This window comes from Segatella copri, assembly GCF_015074785.1.
GTDB lineage: Bacteria > Bacteroidota > Bacteroidia > Bacteroidales > Bacteroidaceae > Prevotella.
On record NZ_CP042464.1, the window covers coordinates 921,331 to 945,545 of the forward strand.

At 44.8% G+C, this 24,215-nt stretch carries 23 protein-coding genes and 1 pseudogene; 7 read left to right on the forward strand and 17 right to left on the reverse strand.

Annotation, left to right across the window (positions count from 1 at the left end; genetic code table 11):
• Positions 1 to 614 precede the first annotated feature (614 nt).
• Positions 615 to 869, forward strand: coding sequence for a hypothetical protein (locus FO447_RS04070; RefSeq protein ID WP_117586890.1), 255 nt, complete (start codon positions 615 to 617; stop codon positions 867 to 869).
• Positions 866 to 1,327, forward strand: a complete 462-nt coding sequence (locus tag FO447_RS04075) for a hypothetical protein (protein WP_117586891.1) — start codon at positions 866 to 868, stop codon at positions 1,325 to 1,327. The genes FO447_RS04070 and FO447_RS04075 overlap by 4 nt, the downstream gene beginning before the upstream one ends.
• Before the next feature lie 112 nt (positions 1,328 to 1,439).
• Here the strand turns inward: FO447_RS04075 and FO447_RS04080 are convergent, their stop codons facing one another.
• From FO447_RS04080 to FO447_RS04090, 3 genes are all read right to left on the reverse strand, one after another.
• On the reverse strand, positions 1,440 to 1,877 hold the full coding sequence (locus FO447_RS04080; protein WP_200757801.1) for an N-acetylmuramoyl-L-alanine amidase: 438 nt from the start codon (positions 1,875 to 1,877) through the stop codon (positions 1,440 to 1,442).
• Between the two features lie 16 nt (positions 1,878 to 1,893).
• Entirely contained in the window at positions 1,894 to 1,983 is a 90-nt protein-coding gene (locus FO447_RS04085; RefSeq protein ID WP_022120265.1) for a smalltalk protein, read from the reverse strand.
• A gap of 286 nt (positions 1,984 to 2,269) precedes the next feature.
• On the reverse strand, positions 2,270 to 2,824 hold the full coding sequence (locus FO447_RS04090) for a DNA-binding protein (protein WP_200757803.1): 555 nt from the start codon (positions 2,822 to 2,824) through the stop codon (positions 2,270 to 2,272).
• A 244-nt stretch (positions 2,825 to 3,068) separates the two neighbouring features.
• On the opposite strand from FO447_RS04090, the gene FO447_RS04095 reads away from it, so the two are divergent.
• Positions 3,069 to 3,392 carry a hypothetical protein gene (locus FO447_RS04095; protein WP_022120263.1) on the forward strand — a complete coding sequence of 108 codons (324 nt, stop codon included), beginning with the start codon at positions 3,069 to 3,071 and terminating at the stop codon, positions 3,390 to 3,392.
• A complete protein-coding gene (locus FO447_RS04100; RefSeq protein ID WP_118064486.1) occupies positions 3,376 to 3,705 on the forward strand; it encodes a helix-turn-helix transcriptional regulator in 330 nt (109 codons plus the stop codon). Before FO447_RS04095 ends, FO447_RS04100 begins: the two co-directional genes overlap by 17 nt.
• A gap of 80 nt (positions 3,706 to 3,785) precedes the next feature.
• Here the strand turns inward: FO447_RS04100 and FO447_RS04105 are convergent, their stop codons facing one another.
• From FO447_RS04105 to FO447_RS04115, 3 genes are all read right to left on the reverse strand, one after another.
• Positions 3,786 to 3,998, reverse strand: a complete 213-nt coding sequence (locus FO447_RS04105; RefSeq protein ID WP_200757805.1) for a DUF4248 domain-containing protein — start codon at positions 3,996 to 3,998, stop codon at positions 3,786 to 3,788.
• Between the two features lie 144 nt (positions 3,999 to 4,142).
• Positions 4,143 to 6,458: a BT4734/BF3469 family protein gene (locus FO447_RS04110; protein WP_200757807.1), complete on the reverse strand. Its 2,316-nt coding sequence runs from the start codon at positions 6,456 to 6,458 to the stop codon at positions 4,143 to 4,145.
• The gene (locus FO447_RS04115; RefSeq protein ID WP_200757809.1) at positions 6,455 to 6,928 is read right to left on the reverse strand and encodes a hypothetical protein; all 474 of its coding nucleotides are present in this window, start codon (positions 6,926 to 6,928) and stop codon (positions 6,455 to 6,457) included. Before FO447_RS04115 ends, FO447_RS04110 begins: the two co-directional genes overlap by 4 nt.
• Positions 6,929 to 7,872: 944 nt before the next feature.
• Between FO447_RS04115 and FO447_RS04120 the strand changes: the two genes are divergently transcribed.
• Positions 7,873 to 9,447 (forward strand): ATP-binding protein, encoded by a 1,575-nt coding sequence (locus FO447_RS04120; RefSeq protein ID WP_234699057.1) that lies wholly within the window; start codon positions 7,873 to 7,875, stop codon positions 9,445 to 9,447.
• Between the two features lie 97 nt (positions 9,448 to 9,544).
• Here the strand turns inward: FO447_RS04120 and FO447_RS04125 are convergent, their stop codons facing one another.
• The 4 genes from FO447_RS04125 to FO447_RS04140 are packed head-to-tail and all read right to left on the reverse strand — an operon-like array spanning position 9,545 to position 14,695.
• Complete coding sequence (locus FO447_RS04125; protein ID WP_200757813.1) at positions 9,545 to 11,248, reverse strand: fimbrillin family protein; 1,704 nt, start codon at positions 11,246 to 11,248, stop codon at positions 9,545 to 9,547.
• Between the two features lie 22 nt (positions 11,249 to 11,270).
• Positions 11,271 to 12,839: a fimbrillin family protein gene (locus FO447_RS04130; RefSeq protein WP_200757815.1), complete on the reverse strand. Its 1,569-nt coding sequence runs from the start codon at positions 12,837 to 12,839 to the stop codon at positions 11,271 to 11,273.
• A 34-nt stretch (positions 12,840 to 12,873) separates the two neighbouring features.
• Positions 12,874 to 13,773, reverse strand: coding sequence for a fimbrillin family protein (locus tag FO447_RS04135; RefSeq protein WP_234699106.1), 900 nt, complete (start codon positions 13,771 to 13,773; stop codon positions 12,874 to 12,876).
• A 28-nt stretch (positions 13,774 to 13,801) separates the two neighbouring features.
• Entirely contained in the window at positions 13,802 to 14,695 is an 894-nt protein-coding gene (locus tag FO447_RS04140) for a FimB/Mfa2 family fimbrial subunit (RefSeq protein WP_200757817.1), read from the reverse strand.
• A 48-nt stretch (positions 14,696 to 14,743) separates the two neighbouring features.
• Here FO447_RS04140 and FO447_RS04145 point away from each other — a divergent pair.
• Positions 14,744 to 15,729 (forward strand): annotated as a pseudogene (locus tag FO447_RS04145) (IS982 family transposase).
• Between the two features lie 32 nt (positions 15,730 to 15,761).
• Here FO447_RS04145 and FO447_RS04150 read toward each other — a convergent pair.
• The 6 genes from FO447_RS04150 to FO447_RS04175 form a co-directional block, all read right to left on the reverse strand.
• Positions 15,762 to 16,532, reverse strand: coding sequence for a hypothetical protein (locus FO447_RS04150; protein WP_200757819.1), 771 nt, complete (start codon positions 16,530 to 16,532; stop codon positions 15,762 to 15,764).
• A gap of 481 nt (positions 16,533 to 17,013) precedes the next feature.
• A complete protein-coding gene (locus FO447_RS04155) occupies positions 17,014 to 17,655 on the reverse strand; it encodes a DedA family protein (RefSeq protein ID WP_200757821.1) in 642 nt (213 codons plus the stop codon).
• 63 nt (positions 17,656 to 17,718) lie between these two features.
• The gene (locus tag FO447_RS04160; RefSeq protein ID WP_117586669.1) at positions 17,719 to 19,434 is read right to left on the reverse strand and encodes a glutamine--tRNA ligase/YqeY domain fusion protein; all 1,716 of its coding nucleotides are present in this window, start codon (positions 19,432 to 19,434) and stop codon (positions 17,719 to 17,721) included.
• A 278-nt stretch (positions 19,435 to 19,712) separates the two neighbouring features.
• Complete coding sequence (locus tag FO447_RS04165; RefSeq protein ID WP_144153095.1) at positions 19,713 to 20,093, reverse strand: hypothetical protein; 381 nt, start codon at positions 20,091 to 20,093, stop codon at positions 19,713 to 19,715.
• 76 nt (positions 20,094 to 20,169) lie between these two features.
• Positions 20,170 to 20,868, reverse strand: a complete 699-nt coding sequence (locus FO447_RS04170; RefSeq protein ID WP_117694862.1) for a phosphatase PAP2 family protein — start codon at positions 20,866 to 20,868, stop codon at positions 20,170 to 20,172.
• A 70-nt stretch (positions 20,869 to 20,938) separates the two neighbouring features.
• On the reverse strand, positions 20,939 to 22,849 hold the full coding sequence (locus FO447_RS04175) for an LTA synthase family protein (RefSeq protein WP_200757823.1): 1,911 nt from the start codon (positions 22,847 to 22,849) through the stop codon (positions 20,939 to 20,941).
• Positions 22,850 to 23,086: 237 nt separating this feature from the next.
• Here FO447_RS04175 and FO447_RS04180 point away from each other — a divergent pair, with 237 nt between their 5' ends.
• A complete protein-coding gene (locus tag FO447_RS04180) occupies positions 23,087 to 23,455 on the forward strand; it encodes a helix-turn-helix domain-containing protein (protein ID WP_228023599.1) in 369 nt (122 codons plus the stop codon).
• A gap of 96 nt (positions 23,456 to 23,551) precedes the next feature.
• On the opposite strand, the gene FO447_RS04185 is transcribed toward FO447_RS04180, so the two are convergent.
• Positions 23,552 to 24,169 carry a sigma-70 family RNA polymerase sigma factor gene (locus FO447_RS04185; protein ID WP_200757825.1) on the reverse strand — a complete coding sequence of 206 codons (618 nt, stop codon included), beginning with the start codon at positions 24,167 to 24,169 and terminating at the stop codon, positions 23,552 to 23,554.
• Positions 24,170 to 24,215: the final 46 nt, after the last annotated feature.

The following is a 24,215-nucleotide window of genomic DNA, read 5'->3' on the forward strand; positions in this document are numbered from 1 at the left end:
TTTTAACGAACTATTGATTCTATATTCTATTTTTTTTTCTGCAAGCTCTTGCTTTTTATTGTGCATGTTTCTGCAAGTTCTTGCTATATATAGTTTGCAAAGATAATGCAAATGAGCGCAATGAAAGCTTGCTTTCAAATTGCCGAGTGCAGCTTATCTTCTGCAAAGATAATGCAAATGAGCGCAATGAAAGCTTGCTTTCAAATTGCCGAGTGCAGCTTATCTTCTGCAAAGATAACATATTTTTCGAAAAATAACCTCTTTTAAATGTTAATTCTGCACTTTTTTTTTCACATTCTTACAAATTGATGCTATTTTTTCCATTTTCGTATGTGATTTTTCTGATATATAGTTCATATAACGCCGATGAAAAAGAAAAAGCCCCGCAGGAATACTACCTGTGGGGCTTGAATCAACTTAAAAAATAAATACAATGCAATCCAATTTTCTTCTGTCGTTGCGTATATTTGAGAGATTTGTACGATAAGCAGGGATTCGGGAAAAATTCCGTTATATGAGGAAAAAGAGTAAAATAATGCATTTTTTTTCAAATTCATTTGGCACTTTCAATAAAAAAATGTAGTTTTGCAATTGCTAAATAGAAAAAGATTATTATGGCAACAATTACATTAAGACCAGATGTATATGACAAAGCGGCAATCTTTGCAAGAAAAGATAAACTTAATATTGAGGATTGGGTAAATAAAATCCTGCAAAAAATTGTTGTTGATATATCTGAAAAGGAAGATATGAAAGCTCCTGCTGAGTCAAAAATGTTCAGTTGGGAAGAAATGGGCGGCATGTTCGCTTCTGATAAAAGTGATAAAGAACTGCGTGATGAGTATCTGGAAGAAAAATATGGGATATGAAAATCTTTTGTGATACCAATATTATAACGGAATTTTTAGAAAAAAGACTTCTGTTTGATGCAGTGGCTAAAATTCTTACCTTGGCATCTACTAGTCATACTTTGTTCTTGTCTGAAGGAGGATTCTACACCATCACTTTTCTCGTGGATAAACAATTACGAAGAATGAGTATCTACAATCCTGAACGTTTAGTACAGGAAAGGAAAATTCTGCTCCGCATTCTTGACACTTTCCAAATTTCGTCTGCTTCAAGATTTGGACTGAAACAAGGAGTAGAGGATGAAAACTTTAGAGATTTAGAAGATAGTTATCAATATCAGGCGGCTATTAATTGTGGTGCTGACATTTTGTTGACTATCAATGTTAAAGACTTCGTTGGTGTCTCAGATAATAAACGAATCAAAATAATGACTCCCCAGTCTTTTGTTGATGAGTTTCTTTCTAATACGCCTAGCTGACTTACGAGCCTGCGTTTATGTTCTTAAAACAGAAAAGGGTGTGTCATAACTGCATGACACACCCTTTTTTAGTAATTTTCTAAGTATAGACATCTATATCCTCTGGCTTCGACTAGATGTGGAAATCTACCAACTTCAGCCATCGCTTGACATCAAACGACGGACAGTCTTTGTGAACGTTTGGCAAATCGCGGTGGCCCAGTATCTCTGCATCAGGATAGGAGAGGCAGAGGCTCTCCAGAAGCGAATACAGAGCCTGATTCTGGGCTGGAGTACGCGTATCGGCAGGCTTGCCGTTCTTGTCGAGACCTCCCTCATAACAGATGCCGATGCTGTGGGCATTGTAATGACGGGCATGGGCTCCGACTTCCGACTCCGGACGACCCGGATATACCACACCATCCTTCGTGATGTAATAATGATAGCCGATACTCCGGAAACCGCGGGCAAGATGGCAGGCCTCCAACTGCTCGAATGTGAAATCCTGAGTCACTCTCGTGGCTGAACAGTGGATCACGATGAGTGAAATGCTACGATGTTTCTGTGTCATGGCAACCTCCCTTCTTTTAGCAGTTCTGTACACAGAATGAGCTGGCTACAGCTGTTAATACCGTGATGAGGAAGTTGATGATGGTTTTCCAATTTACTTTTTTCATTTTGCTTTGTTTTTTAATGATTAATACTAAGTGGATAATGATAGTCACATGCTTGTTTTAGTGGTTGAAATTTAGTTTCAGTAAGCGTTTCTGGAAGAAGAAGGGCGGGGGAGGAACTGCCAGCCCAGATACCCGTAAAAGGCAGGTTCTTGGGTCATTATGATTTGCTGTTTATCCGTAATCGTCAGGATGAAAACCAGCCGCTTTGTGCCTTCGGAATATCCCTGTCGCCGGTCAGTTCACTCCTTCCTTCTTCTGTCGTTTCGCATATTTGAGAGATGGATCACTACTCCAGACCGTCTCCGCTGTCGCCTGTTCCGTCGGTGCTGCCGCCTTGTGATGTACCGCCGCCTTGTGATGTTCCGCCGCCCCCAGTGGTTCCGCCGCCCTGTGTGGTATCGCCAGTGGTGGTATCGCCTGCAGCGCTCTCGCTAGAGTTGAGGAGATCCATGGCGTTCTTGGCGTTGGCATCGAGAGAGAGCTGGGTGTTGCTGAGCTTGCCGGTAGCACGGGCTCTGAGGCGGTAGCCTTCTACAAACTTGGCGAGGCTCCACTCCTTGATGCTGGCGGCTCCCATCTTGTTGATGATGCCGATGGAGAAGATGGCGAGGTTGTCTATCTTCACTGCCTTGTTCTGGAGCACGAGCTCCTTCACGCAGCTCACCATATCGGTGAGAAGGCCCTTGATGGCACCCTTCGAGAACGGGGTGTTGTGGCTCGCCATGTGTTCGGCGAGTTCATCGATACCGATGGTTTCTGTTACTACTGGTCGCGCATAATACTTGCCATACGCTTCCTTGATTGTCTTGTTCTTGTTCTTCGCTAACTTGATGAGAATCATACTTTTAAAAATTTAGTTTTAGTAAAAAGCAGTCTGTGTCTCCGCCGAGACCGTTGCTGCATCAACCTCTCTGATTGACGATACAAAGATACAACATTCCCGAACCCCCAACTATGCGATTTGTGCGATTTGCAGGGATTCGGGAAAAAAAGGTTGAAAAAAGTGGTATTTTTTATGTTAAAATCGAAAAAAGTTTTTGTTGTATCAGGTATTTAGCGTATTTTTGCGGAAAAATTTATAAACAATGAAAATTGAATATGAAGATGAAGACTTAAAGGAACTGATAGAAACGGGACAAAATAAGAAATATAAGAAAATAGCAAAGAATAAAGTCTTGATGGGTGGGTTGCTAAAGGTCTATAGAATTTTAGATCAAGCTCCTCATGTTTCTTTACTCAATCAATTCAGTTTTTTAAAGTTTGAAAAGTTAAAATATCAATATTCTGGGTGTTGTTCTGTGAGAATAGCAAATGGGCATATAGAACGTTTGATTTTCACAGAGCACGAAGGAGGTATAACAATAAAATTATTGAAATTAGACGATTCGCATTATGGAAACAAGAAATAATATTAATCCGCGTCCTTTTCAGCCGGTTAGTCCTGGTTGTATTTTGAAGGAGGAATTGGAAGCTCGCAGTCTTCCAATTTCTGACTTTGCTCATAAAATAGGGCTTGAAGAGTTTGAATTAGATAAACTTTTGAATGGAACGTTATGTTTAAGTCCTGAGATAGCTTCTTCTTTAGAACGTTTTTTGGGCATTCCTGCTTCTTTTTGGCTTTCTTTGCAATCTGCTTATGAAGAAGATTTAGATAAGAGCGATAATAAAGGCATGGTTCGAACTTTTCTTGATAAGTTTACAAGAAATCGTGTTGCACTTTAAATCAAGGAATTCCTATAATAAACTCACCCTGGAAGGGATATGCATAGTGTGTTGTATGCATTCCCTTCCAGGGTGATTTTTTATGGTTCATCCAGAAATTCGATGATTTTTGCCACTTGTTGCCTGGTGTAGAAGTGGGAAAACTTGCCGGCGTAGCCCGAACAGAGGCTCTGCTTGAGCTCGGGGCACCGGTTGATCCATCTCACCAGCCGGTTGAGCGCTACCCTGGGGGTAGCGGTGGGAAAGTAGAGCATGGCGAGCTCCGCCTTCCCGTAACTTCTGTCTTCTATCATAATTTGTTCTTTTTAGTCTGTTTTTGTCAGTTGCTTCTTTCTTCTGTCTGCTAGAATAAAATCTCTCCGAATCATAAGAAAATCCCTCCGAAAGATACGGAAATATCTCCGAAAGATAAAAAAATATCTCCGAAGCAGAATTTCCTAAAATGGGAGATCCCCGGGCGGAATATTCTCGCTGCCATCCATCTTCTGGTTGTTCTCTATCTCGTCAGGACGCATTTCTATCACCTTCCAGCCGTTGCCCGTCTTGCGGTGAATCTTCTTGAATCCCAGCGCCTCCATGAACATCGAAATATCCTTGTTCGACATCGACTGGCGGAAGGCGGGGTTCGTGCAGATGCGCTCCATCACATCACTCGCCGTAACAAACTTGCAGAACTCGGGCGGCGTATCGGCATCAGGAACACGGTAGAACTTGTTGATGCGCTCGGCTATGTAGTTGTTCACACGGAAATAAAGATTGTGGCGCTGAATCTCCTCGTTCTCCTCCTTCGTAAACCAGTAAACCCAGTCGCAGGGCTCACCCCTCCGGCGCTTCTCTATCACCTCCTGAGCCAGTGCCACAGCCTGGGAGTAGATGCCCTCGTAATTGAAGGGGAAGTCGATGGGACTCTTGATCTTCTCGATGCGCCAGATGAGGAAACGGCGGTTCTCGTCATCATCGATGATATGAACCTCATTGCTCGTGGCACAGAACCCCGCATTGTTCTGCAAGATGCAGTCCCACTCGGCATAAGGGATTCGCATGCTGATGTTGCGCTTCGTGATGTTGCTCTTGAAGGAATCCAGGTTCTTGCCGCGCAGACAGCTGAACTCATCCAGACACACTATCGCCTTGCTGGCACACATCTGCAGGAAATCCTTGTTCTTGTAGTCGCCCGTAGAATCGTTGGCGAAATACTTGCGCAGATGGGGCGGCAGGAGATGGTCGAAAAACGTGGTCTTGAAGATGCCGCCCTTGCCTACGAAAACCATGATAGACTGGTTGGTGACATCGGGCCGCACCCAGCAAACCACCATGTTGACCAGCCATTTCCTGAAGGCATAGGCAAAATCCTCCTCCGTATGGCGGTAACCGCCTGTCTGCATCACGGTTACCCGATGGGCTAATTCTGCGATATGGTCAGTCTTTCGGTCCCATTTCGGCAGACTCTTCAGATATTCCTCCATGGGGTTGAATTCGGGGCTGAAGTTACTTCTGATTACCGTATCCAGCTTTTTCTGGGTGGTGCAGATGTTCTCCAGTTCCATCTTCACGAACAGGGAATTGCTCACCCGGGTATCCACTTCGGTCCAGTCGAGATAGAGTTTCTCTCCGGTGTTGATGGCGCGCACTTCATACTGGTTGCTCAGCGTGTTGTGGTGCATTTCATATCGGGCTCCCAGCCATCCCAGCAGTGCTCTCATGCTGGTATAGCGTTTCTGCTCCTCATCTCCCTGCTGTCTTATCTTCCAGGTTCCCATCCGCTCGGTATGCTTGTAAATCTCTCTTGCCACCCGCTCGGTATCGGCATATTCGCCGCCAAACTTATCTGCCATGTGTTTCACAGCCTCCTCCTTTTCGGCTCCGAAACAGAGGCAGAATGTGGCGTATCTCACTACGTAGCTGTTGTGATGATGCTCCTCAAACCGCTCTTCCCAGCTCTCAGCCAGTTTGTCTACATACTGCAGAATCTCTTCGGTGGTGAGCGTCTTGGGTGGCGCCTCGTCTTCCTGTTTTCGAGGGCTTTTCTTTCTGGTTTTTTCAGTCTCCGTCTGTCTTTTCCTGTTCTGTTCCTCCTGTTGCTTTGTAGCTTTTTCGAAGTTCTCAACCTCCTCCCGGCTGATGGGGAGAACTTCGGCATTCCAGTTGAAGTAAGCCTCGGGGTCGTAAGCCAGTCCGCAACTCCTCACCATGTCCTGGCATTGCTTGTCGCTGCTGATACCCAGCAGTTTGTCGTACATGCTCATGGCTTTCCTGATGGCGAGCAGGTGGAGTTCGGTGGCAGTGAGATTGCATCCTTCAGGCCGCATATATCTGAGCAGGATGCGGAATCCCTTGCCCGAGACGGTGATGTAGAAGACCATGGTGAAGGGGATTTTCCGGGCTTTCTGCCTGAGTGCCGCGATGTTTTTGGGGGGCACGTCGTCATAATCGAGCATCAGCCAATAGGTTTCCTTCCTGAAGTCAGTCAGCTTCTTGGAGCTTCCCTTGAGCTGCACGCTGGGAGTGATGCAGGGCAGCCTGTGCTTGATGTCCTCTGCCGTTCTCTTGTCCACCTTCGTCATCGACCTGTAGCCTTCGGTATTGGTTTTCACCGGTGCCGAATGCATGATGTTGTACTCCAGCACCTCTCTGTTGGGGAGAGGCTTGCTGGTAGAGGTCTTCAGAGTCTGGAAAAAAGAGGGCAAGACCTCTTTCTCCTGTTCTGTTTCCGGGTTCTTTCCGGTCTCGTTTGTGGTTTTGTTTTCTTTCATTTCTTTTTGGGTTTTATGAGTTTGAATTTTTGGTTTAATTCCGCCTTTTTCATCGCAACAGAATTGTAGGATAGGATATTTTTCCAGTTGCTCAAACTATTGCTGAGGTCGTCCCAGTGTACCGAACCTTTGTGCAGTATCCATTTGCTCACTTCATCGCAGTAATACCAGAATCTGGTTTTTCCGTGGATGTTTCCTTCATATTCCCAGGTCGTACCATTGCAGGCATCCTCCAGATCCATTTTTATGAGAATGGATATAATGGCTTTATCCATTGCGTAGAGGATTTCAGGAGTGATTATCTTTTTTTTTATCTTTTCCGATATTGTGTCGCGTCCACCCATTACTATTCTGATGTCTGTGACATTTACGTCACATACTTTGGCGATAGCCAGTTTTATGCTGGCTTCTTCTTCCATTTCTGCTGAAAATTTCAGCACTTCTTGTTTTGTTACGTTATTATTTTCCATGCTGCGAAGTTACACAAAAAGCTGCACATTGGAAGTGAAGGTTATAGCCCTCACTTTTTACAAAGAATAACCTAGGTTAAAGTTTTTAACGCAGCATTTTTGCGCCTATTTTTGTTGGGGTATTTTGAAGAAGAAGTAGTGAAGAAGCGAAACATCGGAAAAGTGATGAGGTGAAGGGTGAAGGGTATATTTTAAATCTTATATTATATTCTTTTTTTTAGGATTTTTGGAAAAACCAGATAATCAGAAAAATGAAAAAACGGATTTTTTTCCTTGCCGCGCGTATATATAAAAAAGAGTTTTCAAACCTTCACCCTTCACCTTTTTATTTAAGGTTTTGTGTGTCAAATAGTTACTGGTGAAGGGTGGTGAAGGGTGTTTTTCGCTTTTTATAAACATATTTTAAGAATTCAGCCCGTTTTTACATATTTTAAGCGTTTATTTTTGGTTCCGAAAGGGGTGTCTTTTTTTAGGGGTCCACTTTTTCCTCTTTTCTTACCGCTGAAATCTTTGAAAAAGCGAGTGGGGTAGTGAATCCCGTCTTATGTTGTGTTAAACAATTATCAGATAAAAGAAGTTAACGATACCGAAAAAGGACTGATTTTTAAACAAATATTAATGCAGAAAATTTGAAGTTTCGCATATTAGATTCTGGTTTCGCAAGTTCAGAAGTTAACGAATTTTAAGGAGTTATTCAAGTTTCGCCAGTGTGGGAATTTATTGAAGTTAAAGAAGTTATCACTCCCTACGGTCGTTCGTGAAGTTAAGAGACAATAGTCTTCTAGCTTAAAATGCAGGACATTTGTCCCTTAACTTCCCTCTAACTTCCATCTAACTTCCCCCCATGCGAAAGTTCAGTAAGAAAGTGCAAAAAAGATGAGAAAAGTATGGCGGTTTCGGAAAATAATCGTAAATTTGCAATTGGAAAACAAAGATTAGGAATTATGGTAGAGATAAATGATAGAAAATTACCTGTAGGCATCCAGTCTTTTGAGAAAATCAGAAAGGATGGATACCTTTATGTTGACAAGACAGATATCATCTGGCAACTTGCCAACAGAAATAAAACGTACAACTACCTGAGCCGCCCACGCCGCTTTGGTAAATCTGTGCTGGTAGATACGCTCGAAGCCTACTTTCTGGGTAAGAAGGAACTCTTTGAGGGCTTGAAGATCATGCAGATGGAGACGGAATGGGTGAAGCGTCCTGTCATCAGACTGGATATGAGTCGTGCAGGCGCAGAACCGGAAACATTGCGCTCTTATCTCAATAATATTTTCAGACAATACGAAGGAGAATATTCATTGGTTCCTGACCCTACAGATAGTCTTGCCGACCGCTTCAATGCAATAATCGTGGGGGCGTATGAGCAAACTGGACAGCAGGTTGCCATCCTCATCGATGAATACGATTCTCCATTGCAGCATTCTTGGAAAACTCCTCACCACGAAGCATGTACCGCTATCTATAGAGAGGTTTTTGCCATTCTCAAGGCAGATGATAAATACGAAAAGTTTGTTTTTATCACCGGCATCACCAAGTTTACGCAAATCTCCCTCTTCTCTGTGCTCAACAATCTGAGCAACATCAGCTTTGATTCTGAGTATGCGGCTCTCTGCGGTATCACGAAGGAAGAAGTCTTACGTGATTTCAAACCGGAAATCAACAAGTTGGCAGCAAGTAAGGGATGGACTTTCGATGAAGCCGTAGTGCAATTGACAGCTTATTATGATGGCTATCATTTCAGCCATGAAAATATGGTTGATGTCTTCAATCCATTCAGTCTTATCAATGCACTCGCTGATTCTAAACTGAGGAACTACTGGGCTTCTTCGGGTGCAACCTCGCTGCTTCCAAAGTTTGTGGATGACATGGAGATTCGTTTGAAGGATTTCGATCATAGTGCCCTCTTGGGCACTATCATAGAAACTTCTGACGTAACAGGCGGTGGAGCAGAGCTGTTTCTCTATCAGTCGGGCTATCTCACGATTAAGGGTTACATAAACGGAACTTATCTTCTTGGCATTCCTAACTTCGAGGTTCGGCAAGCCTTGAATGAAATCGTGTTGCCAACGCTTGCCATGCGCAAGAATAATGACCTTCAATCTACCCAGGCATTTCTGAATGTTCACCTCAGCCTTGGCAATCTTCCCGAAGCCATGAAATGCCTGAAGGCTCTCATAGCTGACGTGCCCTACAGCAACAAGAAGCTTGCCAGCATGGATATGGAGGAGCGCTACCGACTGATTATGAGCACCATATTCAATGCCATCGGCTGCCGGGTAGAAGTAGAAAAGATGATTGCTACGGGCAGAATAGATATGGTGGTAGAAACCACCAACTTCATCTATGTGCTGGAGTTGAAACTGAGCAACAACGGTGGCGTGGATGCTGCCACGGAGCAGATGAAAGCCAAGCAGTATGCCGAACCTTTCAAGGCTGATAAGCGCAAGGTAATTGCTCTTGCCATAGAACTGGATGATATGGGAAAGGGACTGGTTGATTGGAAGGAAGTATAATAGTGCAAAAAGGGTCTATACGCCACCTATCATCGTGGCATATAGACCCTTGTCGTTTAATGTTCGTTGCGGACGGAACTTTTCCGCCCGCAACGGCTTACTGCTTCTTCAAGGTAGGCAATGCTCCTTTAAGTTCGTAACGCCACTTTGAACCTGCGTTCTGCAAGGCGGTGTTCATGGCATCGACGGCTTTCTGCCAGGTAACGATAGAGCCGTTCACCTCCGTGGCTCCGGTGCTTTCCCTATTGTAGCCGATGCCTTGTTCATGATTGTTCTTCCAATAGCAGGCGGTCATCACGGGGGCGTAGTTATTTCCCAAAAAGCCGCCGATATGTACTTGGCCAGTGCTACTACCCGTACTGGTTACGTTGCCCGTGGCATAGCAGGCAAGGAGGCTGCTTCCTGCGTTCATTCCCACCAGACTGCCGCCAGCGATATTCTTTGCGGGGTTTATTTCTATGGTCACGTTGCCCGTGGCATAGCAAGCGGTCAGGGTGGCACTCGAATTCGTCTGACCTGTCACGCCGCCGACATCGACCGTTCCCTTCACTGTGGCAGAGGAGCTGCATCCGGTGATGGAACCGCCTATTTGAACACCCACCACACCGCCGACATACACCGTGCCGCTGATGCTGCCCGACACCGAGCAGTTTTCAATGGTGCCATAGCTAGATCCTACCACGCCGCCAATACTGCCGCCATATATTTGATTGCTTGTTATCTGTACGCCCTCCATCACCACGTTCTTCACCGAACCAGCTCTATTGAGCCAGCCGAACAGACCCACACCTTCGTCATTTGTCGTAACGGTCAGCCCCGTGATGGTATGGCCGCCACCGTCGAAGGTGCCGGTGTATGAGTTGCTGTAGCTTGTGCCTATCGGCGTCCAGTCTTTGCCTGTGAGGTCAATGTCTGTGTCGAGGGTAATGTTAATGTCGGTCTTACCTCCGTTCACTAATTTGGCTATATTCATCAGACCATCGGCGGAGGTCACGGTGTAGCTGCCGTCGTCCTCTATGATATAGCCTTTTTCCGCAGCGAGGGACACGGTGTAGGTATATTCACCGCCAGCCTGCCAGTCGGCAGCATTCTTCATCTTATAAACGAAGGTCTTGCCGTTAGTGAAGGTGCAGGTAATGAATGCCGTGCCAGCTGCCACACTTTGCGGGGCTACAAGAGCGGTGTAGGTGTTGCTACCCTTGTCATACGGGACGATTATATCCGGGTTGTCGCCTTTGGTAGAGAGACCCGTCAGCTGCACGGATGCCAGCCCCTCGGTGTAGTCCGTCAGAACGATGGTCACCCGCGCCGTGCGGTGGGTGAAGCGGAGCGTGGGGCTACCGTAAGTCACCGTCTGTCCGTCGGCTACGATGAGGTCGCTGCCCTCAAAGTCTTTTTGGGCACTTTGGTTGGCTTTTACCTTTACCGCAGGTGGGGTTGTCTCGCCAGCGGTGTAGGGCCACCACGCCGTGACGGTGATGTTGTTGTGGTTGGTCCAGTAGTACGGGTCGGTGGAGGTCAGCGTGGCGCTGGTGGGGTCGGCGGTGGAGGGCGTCACGTTGTACGTCTTCACCGTGCCGTCCATCAGAACTGCCACGCTCTGCACACCCTCCCAATTGCCGTCCGCTGGGGCACGGGTGCCGGCGGTGGCTGTCGCGGCGGGGTTCAGCCCCGTGGCGGTGAAGACGATGGATGTGCCTTCCGCCCCTTCCGACAGCAAGCCCGCTTCATCCTGCGTGCAGGCGGCAAGGCCGAGCAGCAGGGCGAGGGCTGCGAATATATGAATGGTTGTTCGTTTCATGATGCGTGTTGTTTAGAGATTGTTATTGTTTCTTTTGCAGTACGGGCAGACCGTTGGTGCCTAGTGCCCACTGGTAGTCGCCAGCGGTGAGGGCGGTGTTCATGCCGTCGACGGCTGTCTGCCATTTCACTGTCGCGCCGTCCACCTTCGTGGCATCTACCGTTCCTCCTTCAATACGGAATACTCCTTGCCCGGCATTGCCTCCCCAATAACAGGAAGTTATATCAGCGTAGTTATAACGCACTATAGCTCCATTGTTAGACTCTTTCAATGTGCCGTCGAACCAGCAAGCGATGATATCGCCATAATTTGATTCGGCTATACCACAAGTTCCACCATATGATGCAGAAATTTTTCCCGTCACAGAGCAGGCAATGATTTGGCCATGATTTCGGCCCACTATTCCAGCAGTATTTCCACTACTGCCATACAGATTCACATCTATGAGTTGTAGGTTCTTTATCACTCCACGTTCACTTAAGAGTGAACCCAAAAATCCAGTATTATTCATTGCTGAAGAGTTAAATCCTGTAATGCGGTGTCCTTGTCCATTAAAGACGCCGGAGTAGAATGTAAATATGTCTGACCGTGTCCATTCCTTACCCGTCATGTCGATGTCGGCGGTGAGGGTGCAATTTATCGATTCATCTTTTTGTGAGGCTTCGTTCCATGCCAGCAGGCCGTCGGCGTTATAGACCGTGTAGGTCTTGGTGTTGCTGTCGTAGATGTAGCCCAAATCCTCGGCTGTGCCGCTCTCGCCGCCGCCGTCAGCCCAGCTGCCGATGGTGCAACCCTCTAACGTCAGGTCGGTGGCGTTCACCTTAACGGTGTAAGAATAGCGGTTACCAGCCTCTAATACGACGTTGTTCTGTGGACGGAAGTAGAAGGTTCCGCCGCCGAGTTCCACCTTGACGAACGACTTGCCTGCCGCAACGGTCTGCGGGGCGGTCAGTGCCTCGTAGGTGTTGCCGCTTGCGTTGTAGGTCTTGATGGCGGTCGGGTTGCCGTTATCGGCGGAAAGGCTCACGAGGCTCACCGTGGCACCGGCGACGCTCGTGAATCCCGTGCCGGGCTTCAGTTCGATTGCGACGCGTGCCGTGCGGTGGGTAAATCCAAGTGTCGGGTCGTCAAATTTCACCGTCTGGTTTTCGGCGGAAATGAAGTCGCTTTTCTGGAAGTCAGCCAATATGCTCTGGTCTTCGGCAACCTTCACGACAGGCATCTGTGTGATGTCTGTATTATCCAAGGGCCACCATGCCGATACGGTAATCGGGTTGCGGCTGGTCCAGTAGTACGGGTCGTTCTCGCGTGAAAGCATGGCACTCTTGTATCCGTCGGCATCCGTAGCCGTAACGGTGTATTCCTTTACCGCATCGCCAATCTTGAGTGCCACGGAAGTGACGCCCTGCCAGTCGCCGTCCACGGTGGTACGGGTTGATGGCGTTGCCTCCACGGACAGTCCGGTGGCATGGATGACTATTGGGTATTCCTCTTTGGACAGACGGCTATCGTCAGCCAGTTCGTCCTGTGTGCAGGCGGCGAGGGCGAACAGCAGTGCGGTGGCTGCGGGGATTAATAATCTATGTCTCATAATTCTTCATTCTAATCAATTAATTATTAATATCTTACAGGTCAGCATCCACTTCTCCACCGTCTATATCGTTCCACTTTGCAATGGTGGCTTCGCTGACTTCAAGGACTTTGTTGCTCACCTTGACAGTATAGGTGTAGTTGTTGCCCGTCAGCAGTGCGCCTTCGGGCACGGTGAGTGTGGCAGGATATTCCTGACCTTTGTAATTCACAACCAACGGCAGGGATGCAACTGTCTGCGGGAAGAGGATGACCGATGACGTGAGATTGCCGTCTGCCAGATTCATGGACAGTTCTCCGGTCTGTGCACCGTTGTCTGCGGTGGCAATACCGTCGGCCGTGTTGAACGTACCAGTGAGTAACAATCCGTCCAGCTTGTAACGTTCGGGCTTGACCACGCTGAAATCCACACCATCGCCCGCCTCGAAGGTAAGGGTTATCCGGCTCATGCGGTGGTGGAAGGAGTTGTCTTCACCGCCTTTGTAGGTTTTGTCGGTAAAGCTCACCACCGGGCTGCTTTTGTCTCCCGTGGCTCCTGAAGCAAAGAGAAAGTCGATGGCAGGCTGGTTCTGCTGCGCCGTGGCATCGGTCGTGGCTGTGAGGATGCCTCCCGCCGCGTTGTACGGATAGTAGGCGCGGAAAGTATGGGGCTTTGCATCTTCGATATAGATGACCTTTCCTTCTGCCTCAAATTTCCCGTTCTTCAGGATGAAAGGCACGTTGCCGTACTGGGTATCGTTGTCGATATCGGTGATGCCGATACGGTCACCGTTGTCCCAAGTGGTTCCGCTGGCACGGGTGTTTACGCTGATACCACCAGTAAACTGCACGGCTACCTTACCATTTGCTGTTGTAGGAGCTGTATCTTCTGTACTGCATGAAACCATTGCACCTGCTAAGAGTGCAAGGGCGAAAAACTTCGTCATCTTTTTCATATTATCCATATTTTAAAAGTTATTATTATTATTTGGTTTCTACTTCATTGTTGAGGTTCGTCCAACCGTTGATGGTAGCTTCCAGATTCATCTTCGGCTGCATTTCTTCGTACTTGAACCTTAGCTCATACTTTCCACCAACATTCATCTTAGGAGCAGTGATGTCAAACTCCTGCAAGGTCTTGTCTGGGAGCTGTAGTCGGAGATAAATATGAGAGGCGGGGCTTCCCTGTATGGTTGGCATCAGTCGGATGACTTCCGATTTCAGGGTTGATTCCGTAGCCAGGAGGGTAGGGAGTTCCACTTCCGTTGGCTCTATGCTCGGCAAACCGTAGTCTCCATCACTGTTCTTCAGTGTTGGGAACAGGCACCCGGCACAATCCAACACCTTGCCACTCATCTCTGTGCCTTTCGGTATGTTCTCGATGATGATGATCAGTTCGGCAAGCACGCTCTTTATAGGGGTTTGCACCACATAGCTGCCTTCCTTGTTATCTATCTTCACATCGGCAACTCCGAAATAGGCATTATGCTTCACATCTTTAGGATTGGTCAAACCTATCAGAATATTGTTCCAGTTGGTCAAAGACCGGGTCTGGTCAGTGGTGAAGAATGGCTCTATGAGATTGGTAATAGCCAATATCTGATAATGCCCTTCAGGAAGAGCGAAGCGTTGGCTTGCCACCTCCTGTGCACTGCCATATTGTTTTTCCTCTACAAGCGAGCCGTCATTGGCATTGAATATCCAGAGTTTCACATCCTTCACTTCCGTGCCTTGGTCAGCTTCATCTGCCCAAGTGAGCGATACCGACAAGCCGCTTTCTTCCTTGTCATCATGAACATCATGGTCGCAACTTGCCAACAGGCATGGGACGCATACCAGCACCCATAACCAAATATTAAATCTTCTTTTTGCTTTCATTCTCTATCTTACCTGTTGGCGGAATTAAAAAACCGCCTGAAAATTAGTATATTTTTATGGAGAAAAAAGTTGTGCATCTCGTTGATTTTTAGTAACTTTGTAGTGTCCAATTATAAAGTTATATATTTCACGCTATGCACAACTTGTATGCAAATTTCGTAAAAATTCTTGAGATATGCAAGGATTTCTCCAAAAATTTAGTTAATGAGCTAGGAAATATTCCTCGCCCAGGAGTCGTACCACGTTTTTCAGACCTCGAAGTTGTTGCTTTGAGCTTGACAGCCGAGCATCTTAGCATCGACAGTGAAAACAACTTGTTCGATAGGCTGAAGGAGTATAAGGCAGATATGCCAAATCTGATTTCTCGACGCCAGTTCAATGACAGGCGAAAGTTCACTGCGGAACTATGTGAGAAGATTCGTAAGCGCATAGCGTCAAAGATGGATGGTGCAGAAGAATATTTCTGCATAGATTCCAAACCAATAGAGGTGTGTCGCTTGTCCAGAGGCTTGCGTTGCAAGATGAAAGGAACAGACGTAACAAACTCTCCTGCATTTGGCTATTGCGCTACTCAGAAGATATACTACTTTGGGTATAAACTCCACGCTGTCTGTGGGTTAAGTGGAGTTATCCACTCGTATGACCTGAGTCCAGCTAATGTTCATGACATTCATTTTCTTAAAGATGTAAAGTTTCAATTCCATGACTGTTGCATCCTTGGCGATCGAGCTTACCTCAGTGCGGAACTACAGCAAGACTTGTTTTCTTCTGTAGGCATCAAGTTGGAAGTTCCATATCGCTTGAACATGAAGAATTGGCGACCAACATTTAAGCCTTATGCTAAGGCGAGGAAGAGAATCGAGACAAATTTCTCTCAACTTTGTGATCACTTCATGCTCTTCCGAAACTATGCTAAGCAAACACTAGGACTGTTTACCCGAATCATCGGGAAAATCAGCGCATTTACAGTCTTGCAATATATTAATTATGTAAACAACAGACCGGTTGGCAGGGTTAAGTATGCGCTAAATTAATTCCGCCAACGGGTTCTATCTTGTTTTAGGAGTTACGGATGATGATTGGTAAAAGGCAAGTTGATTCCTAATCTTATGCCACTTTCCCACAAGAAGTTGTTCTTATGCAGATATTCCGGCATTCCATCCATACGTTCGCCAGTAAGACGGGTCAAACCGGAATAGATACCAAGTTTTAAGCAAGAGGTCAGTTGGTAGCCAACCTGCAAGTCTGCGCCATACCCCAAATGCCAGTTGGTAGAACCTTTTATCACCTTAGCATCATCGGCTATAGTCTGAATATCAGCCTTGGTCGTTACTGCATAAATATGAGGTGATACTGCCAAATCCCATCGGCTGTCAGCTGTTTGAGGGAACAACCCAAGGAGGTTGATATTTACTCTGGCTCCATATTGTCCCATACAGACATGGCTTTTCAGATTGGCATACTCCCAACTGTCCATGCCCAGGACACCTGCCTTGTAAAGCACACCGTCGCTACCCAACCAATAGTTACGTTCTACACAACAGTCTTGTGCCGACAAGTTCATTTCTCCATACTTGGCAGATAACTCAGCCGAGAAGATGGAGTTGAAACGATAGCCCCCATATAAGCCAGCAGCCCAACCGGGATGAGTCTTGTCGTGTCCGAAACTCGAGAAAGTAGAGAAGCCGAAAGGCATTCCACCCTCTACTCCTACATACCAGCCTTGCTGACCGGTCTTTCCATCTTCTCTTGCTTCTGCTTTCGCGAAAGAAAATGGAAGAATTAAAGCAAGTGCTGCAACCAGTAATCGTTCTTTTCCAGTTAAATAATTTCTCATATTAATCTATTATGTTTTGATTATAATTTACAATATTTTAAATCCTTCATGATACAGATTGTAAAAATCCTGGTGCAAAGATAAGGTTTTTATTTGAAAGTGGGGGGTAATATTTGTTTTTTTAGGTATGATTTTTTGTTTTTTGGTGTCTCATTCGTGGGCAATGCGACACCTTGTTTGTATTTTTTAACGTTTTCCAGGCTCTATTCAAGCCCAGAATCTGTGTAAATCTTTAGCCGGTGTCCATTGGTTCAATACGCCCTGAAAGGGCAAAAGCTCCTAGCCCAGGGCAGCGCCCTGGGTAATGTTGGCAAAAAACAAGGTCGCCCTGAAAGGGCAAAAGCTTTCAATTTCAAAGCTTTTGCCCTTTCAGGGCGACTTTGCTGAGTTTATTCTAAAACCCAGGGTGCTGCCCTGGGCTAGGAGCTTCTGCCCTTTCAGGGCGTATGGCATGTGGCTTGTGACACACCCTCATAGTTTCTTATTTCTTCTTGAGCCCCTTGTATGCAAGGAACGCTACAATAACAACGGCAAGAGCCAAGATGATGTAACCGAGCTCATGACTATACTTTAATGCCTGCTGATATACATCTTGAGTTGTTTTATAGTCTGTATATTGGTAAATACCCCAACCGATGGTTGCTAAAACTGTATTCCAGATGCCAGCACCGATTGTGGTATAGAGCAAGAGTTTGCCTACATGCATACCTGCCAAACCGGCTGGAATGCTGATTAACTGGCGAACAGCTGGTACCAGGCGCCCAAAAATAGTGGATGCGGCTCCATGCTTGCGGAAATACTCTTCTGCAACTTCTACCTTTTGGCGGTCTATCAGGCACATATGTCCGATGCGGCTGTCGGCAAAACGGTAGATGATAGGGCGGCCTACCCATTTAGCTAAATAATAGTTGATAAGTGCACCGATATTGGCACCAATGGTGGCAAATACGATGACTAGGATAAACGACATTCCGCTATCAGGATCCATGGCTTTCCATGCTGCAGGTGGAACAACCACCTCTGATGGGAATGGGACGAATGAACTCTCGATAGCCATGAAAAGGGTTACTACCCAGTAATTTAAATTGTCGAGTATCCAAAGAAAAAGATCTGCAGTATTCATTTGTTATCTTGAATCTGAATAATATCTGTCTCAGCTGTTGAAACTGAGACAGATATAGGTGATTTATTTATTCTGTTTTGCCCATGTATCCTTCAAGCCAACGGTTTTGTTGAATACTGGTTTTTCTGCAGTAGAATCAAGATCGGCCATGAAATAACCGATACGCTGGAACTGGAGATATTCACCTGGCTTCTTGTTGGCTGCATATTCCTCAACATAGCAGTTAGGATAGTCGTGGAAGCTATCCGGGTTGAGCAGCTCGTGGAAGTCACGTTCATCAGCAGATGGATTTTCTACCATAAAGAGACGGTCGTATTCGCGCACCTCTGCCTTTACGCAGTGATCTGCTGATACCCAATGCAATGTACCCTTAACCTTACGGTTGGCACCTTCCATGCCGCTCTTACTGATAGGATCGTATTCTGCCTGAATCTCAGTGATAACGCCATTTTCGTCCTTTGTGCATCCAGTGCACTTAACGATGTAAGCATTCTTCAGACGAACTTCTTTACCCGGAGTCATACGGAAGAATTTTTTAGGAGCATCTTCCATAAAGTCAGCACGCTCTATCCAGAGATTCTTAGAGAATGTGATGGTATGTGTACCGTCAGCTTCATTTTCTGGATTATTGATTGCTTCCATTTCCTCAGTTTCACCTTCCGGATAGTTGGTAATTACGAGTTTTACAGGATCAAGTACTGCGCTCACACGACATGCTTTCTTGTTCAAGTCTTCTCTAACAGATGCTTCGAGTAAGGCCATATCGTTGAGAGCATCGAACTTAGTATAACCGATACTGTCGATAAACATACGAATACTCTCAGGAGAGTAACCGCGACGGCGCATTCCGCAAAGAGTAGGCATACGTGGGTCGTCCCATCCGATAACCAGTTTCTCATCTACCAGCTGGTGAAGCTTACGCTTGCTCATTACTGTATAAGTGAGGTTCAATCGGTTGAACTCAATCTGGCGTGGACGATTGTCGTTTAATACATCTGCAGTTCCGTCCTTCTCCTTCAAGAAATCGATGAACTTATCGTAAAGCGGACGGTGAGGTACAAATTCCAATGTACAGATAGAGTGGGTTACCCCCTCAAAGTAGTCACTCTGTCCGTGAGCGAAATCATACATAGGATATGCATGCCATTTTGTTCCTGTACGGTGATGAGGAGTTTGGATGATACGATACATGATAGGATCGCGGAAATGCATGTTTGGATTCGCCATATCGAGTTTTGCGCGAAGCACCATGCTGCCTTCTACGGCCTCAGGAGTATTCATCTTCTCAAACAAAGCAAGGCTTTCTTCGATTGGGCGATCACGATATGGACTAGCAGTACCCGGTGAGGTAGGGGTACCCTTCTGCTGTGCTATTTCTTCAGCAGTTTGTTCATCAATATATGCATTGCCCTTCTTGATCATCCAGACAGCAAAATCCCAAAGCTTCTCAAAGTAGTCTGAAGCATAGTAGATATTGCCCCACTTGAATCCGAGCCACTGGATGTCTTGAAGAATATTCTCTACATATTCATTGTTTTCCTTGCTAGGGTTAGTGTCATCAAAACGAAGATTGCAAACACCATTATATTTCTCTGCAACACCAAAGTCCATGCAGATAGCTTTGGCATGGCCGATATGCAGATAACCATTAGGCTCTGGCGGAAAACGCGTCTGGATTCGTCCTCCGTTTTTGCCTTCTTTGAGGTCTTCCTCAACTAACTGTTCTACGAAAGAGATACTTTTCTTCTCTTCCAAATTGTTTTCTTCATTAATTGCCATAATTCAATAAAAAGAATAATTTTTAAATTTATGGTGCAAAGATACAAATTTAATTGTAAGTACCGAAATTATCTGGCAGATAATTTTGTTTTGGGAGCAATAATTCACAAAATATGTTTTTAAACATATAAAAAGATTCGTTCGTTTCGAAAAATATGTCTATCTTTGCATCGTTATCCTGAATACAATCTTTTTACCTTAAATGAAACTAATACCAAAAAAGAACGCCTTCGCTGTGAAGCGAGGGCGTTTTGCTTTTATACCAGGTTCATATTTAATTACTTTTTGCGGAATGTTTCGTTCTTAATAATGATAGAACCTTCTTCTGTATCGAGTGTTGCCTGCTCCTGAACGTCGGCATCGAGACCCTTGCGGCTCAGGATAATCACAGCAGCTTTACCTTCTGGCTTAGCAGGCAATTCCCACTTGTAAAATTCCTTATCAAGGCCTTTTACTTTAACAGAGAAATCACTGTTCAAAGTTACACTGCGTTCACCATCTGCGCTCTTATATTCACCGGCTGCGGCAGCCTGAAATGCAGAATCGGTTACAACAGTCTGTTCTGCCTGAGCTGGTGCTGGAGCTGGTGCTTTTTTCTCAGAACATGCTGTGAAAGCTATCAGACCCATAGCAAATGCAAGAATTGATAATTTCTTCATAATCTTTAAATTTTATATGTTAATAATAAAGTTAATCTAAACCATTTTTATAAGCTAACTCTTTTTATACATTTGTTTATCTCAGTGGTATGCTATAGAAAGATAGTATTCCACTGGTACAAATGATTACCCAAATAGAAACGAGCCCCGTAATGATAGGGACGCTTGCAAATCTGATGTCGTGGTTGGGCTTAAAACGTTCGGTATGCTTCCTTAAAAAATACTGAAATATATAATAATATAAGGTGGCATAGAGAAAACCAATGAGGGTACCAATCAGGATGTCGCCAAAATAGTGTACACCGAGATACATGCGGGAATAACTGGTTATCAATGCCCACAGGCATAAGAATATCGTGAGTTTGCTCCGGCGAACCAGATATTGTGCAAAGAAGGCCATGCTCCATGCATTGGCTGCATGAGAAGATGGGAAACCATATCTGCCACCCCGATATCCTTGAACAACATGTACCATCGGACTGATAGGATTATCAGGATTGCTGGGACGCATTCTTGCTACTAATGGCTTCAGAATACCTGATGCAGTCTGGTCTGAAAACAAGATAATCAGAGTGATGACAACTATAGTGCTCATCACAACCTTGACAGGAAAATTCTTAAGCAGTACAAAGATAAAACTGGCATAGAACGGAACCCATACAAAACGGTCTGAGAAAATCATCATGAAGTAATCCCAATACACGTTGTGAAAACCATTGAAAAACAGAAAAATCTGCGTATCAATCTGTTCTATTTGATGAAGTAATTCTATCATAGTCTTTCTTTATGAAATTCTGTAATGTTCGCTTTCTTGTTTCTGATAATCTGTTGCCCTGTCGTTTGGGCTATTTTGCACTCAAGTCATCGTACAACTTCTGTAGATAAGCCATGCCTCGCTTCAGGTTATAACCTTTTTTGCCTTTATCATAAACAACCTTTTTGGATTTATTGTCGTAGATGATAGAGTTCTCCTCTGATACCATGCCGAAAGCATCGGGTACATCAAAGAATGCAAATTTAGGAGTAGCATCACTCAACATATTCTTGCTGAACAAGAAGTCTTTGTGAGGAATGCCTAATTGTCCGAGCAGTGTAGCTGCTATATCATGCTGACTTCCTATGAGTTTTACATTCATTGGGCGAGCTATTGCTCCACCGGTCATGATAAGTGGAATCTGATAGCGGCTGCGGTCAAAGTTGTCAAGATGTTCTTTGTATGCGCCAACATGATCGGCAACGAGTAATACCAAAGTATTTTTCCATCTAGGCAATTTGCTGTATTCACGCAGAAGATGACCTATGACACTATCAGTGTAAGCAAATGCATTTAACCGTTTGTCTTTCAGTCTGCTATATGGTACATCGAATGGCTCATGACTGCTTGATGTCTGGAATACTCTCAGCATAGGCTGTTTGGCATTCTGTTCTTTCCTGAGGTCTGCAAGCAGCCGGTTGGCTACTATATGATCGTGTACTCCCCATTTGCTCAATTTGTCTTCTATAGGGAAATCACTATCTGAAATGATTCTCTCATAGCCCTGGGAAACCAGCCAAGAGCGTTGGTTGGCAAAATCAACATCACCACCATAATAATATGCATTGCCGTAATGCTTTGCTTTAGCCAATGAACGTGCCAATGATGGTAATTGTGCAGATTTTGCCGGGTAGCGCATGATGCTGGTTGTAGGTTGTGCAGGATAACCGCTCAAAACAGCAACCAGACCACGATCCGTGCGGAAAGTGTTGGAATAGAATCTTGGGAAGAAAATTCCCTTTTTGGCTATTGAGTCCAAGCAGACCGCTACGTCTTTATGTGTTCCGACGGAAGGCATGATGTCGTTGGCAAAGCTTTCCATAATAATAATAAGTATATCCGGCTTTCCGTTTTTCCGAGCTTCTTCATTCAGGAGTGGGTAGGTGTTCTGGTCGCTTGAACTTACCATTTGAGCAAAGAGCTTGTTAGCTTCTTCTTCTGGCATGTATCGGTATTGCGATGCAAAATCTTCTTGATGGGTCAGTGATTCAAACAGGCTGAACATCGGATTGACGGCAGCATGATTCAAAAACGCATTTTGGCTGAAATATGCCTTTCCTGTATTTGTTGTAGATACAGTAAATCCTCCTCTGATAGGAATGAAGAGAAGGGCAGTAAGCAGTAACAGAATAAGAGAATGGCGCATACGATGATACTCTATGTCTGAGTAGCGTGTTCTACGACCACTGCCGAAATCTCCAAAACCATAGTTGCTGTATCTGCTGGAATAGCGCTTCTGGGTATGAGGCATGCGGAGTGCGAACCAGACGGCTATGGTAAGCAGCACAGTGATGAGGAGAGCAAAAAAGATGTAAAGCCCTCCAACACTTGCAAGTGCATCCTTTGGCGAGGTAAAGAAATAATATAATGGAGTGCTATCTAGCGGGAAGTTCCAATATGGATATAATCCTGCATTCAGTATGAATGTAATGGAAACCAGGAAAGATGCCAGTATAAAATAAGCATTCAGAATGGGACGTATAATCTCCTTACGAAACCAAATCATAGCGATGAGCAACAAACCCGGTAGTGCGGTGAGGTAACCAGCCATAGAGAGGTCGAGTGATAAACCGTACCACATCACTGTAGGCATTTCGCTCCAGATATTATCGATAGGTTGTGTAGCAGAAGCCTTTTCCAATATCATGAAAAATGGTTTCTGAATACTGAACAAAATGACAAACGTAAAATACGTTTTTATAAACCACAATATTTGCTTCATATCTATGCTTCTTGACTAATAATTATGATATACTCGGCTTTGAGCTTGAAAATTAATGCAAAAATAACCATTTTATTTCATATAAACGACTTTTTTGTGTTTATTTTTCAAAAAAGTGAGAAAAAATTTGGTCGTTCTAAATAAAAGTCGTACCTTTGTTGTAATAAATTTTATAACATAACTATGGCTAAGTACAATATTCAACCTAAAAAAGAAAAAATAGCAAGATATCAATCTATGCTGAGTGAAGAAACTAAGGACCGCCTTCGCGACGAGATAATCCGTGTTCTTGTTACTGAAAGAAAGTACAAGGACCCAGACTATAGTTCCAAGAAACTTGCAGAGGATTTGAATACTAACTCTCGCTATATTTCTGCTGTATGCGCAACTCGATTTCATAAGAATTATGCCGAGTTGGTGAATGATTATCGAGTAAACGATGCTATGTCTTTACTTACCGATAAGCGTTATGCAAGAATGAGTGTAGAAGGTATCAGCGAAATGGCTGGTTTCAATACTCGTCAGAGTTTCTATGCTAATTTCTTCAAGCGAATAGGCGTTACTCCCCGTCAATATCGTGCTAATCATTTTAAGGGATTGGAGTAAGTTTTAATTGTTAATAACTAGAACATGAAACAAAAAGGAGGGTGTATCATAAGTTAATGATTCACCCTCCTTTTTGTTTTTACAAACTATTGCGAGTTACCTCTTGAAGTAGTTTCTCAATGCCTGGTGGCGGATACTCCTGTTCAATCTGCGTATGGTCAGATTTCGTATCTGGCGAACTCGCTCGCGTTTGAGCCCCATATCTTCAGCAATTTCTGCCATCGTTTCTTTAGGAACACCTATACCATAGAATTTGGTGATGATTTCTTTCTCTCGTGGCAATAAATCTGCAATGCTTTCTGCCATCTTTTTCTTCATCATTTCTATATTCAGGGTATCATCTGCAATCTTTACATCCGGATCGTTTAATATGTCTAATAGGGTATACGGATTGTTTGCGCTTAGTGGCGCATCTACAGATACAGCCTTGTCTGCGTTTCTTGGGGCAAATTTCTTCTGGTCTTTCGGTAAACGATAAAGTCCTGATTGTTTATCGATGGTCTGTGATATAGCCTTGTGAACGAATGGACCGGCATAAGCCACAAAATCGGTGCCCCGGTCGGCTTGGAACTTTCTGGCTGCCATAAGCATTGCCAGAGTTCCTTCGCTAACCAAGTCATCAAACTCAACGCCTTTACCTTTATACTGGTTGGCTACTGATTTTACATAGTTTAAGTTCTCACTAACTATCTTGTTTATTTCTTTTTCTGTCATACTCAATAATTCTTTTTGCAAATATACATAGAATAATTCAAAAAAG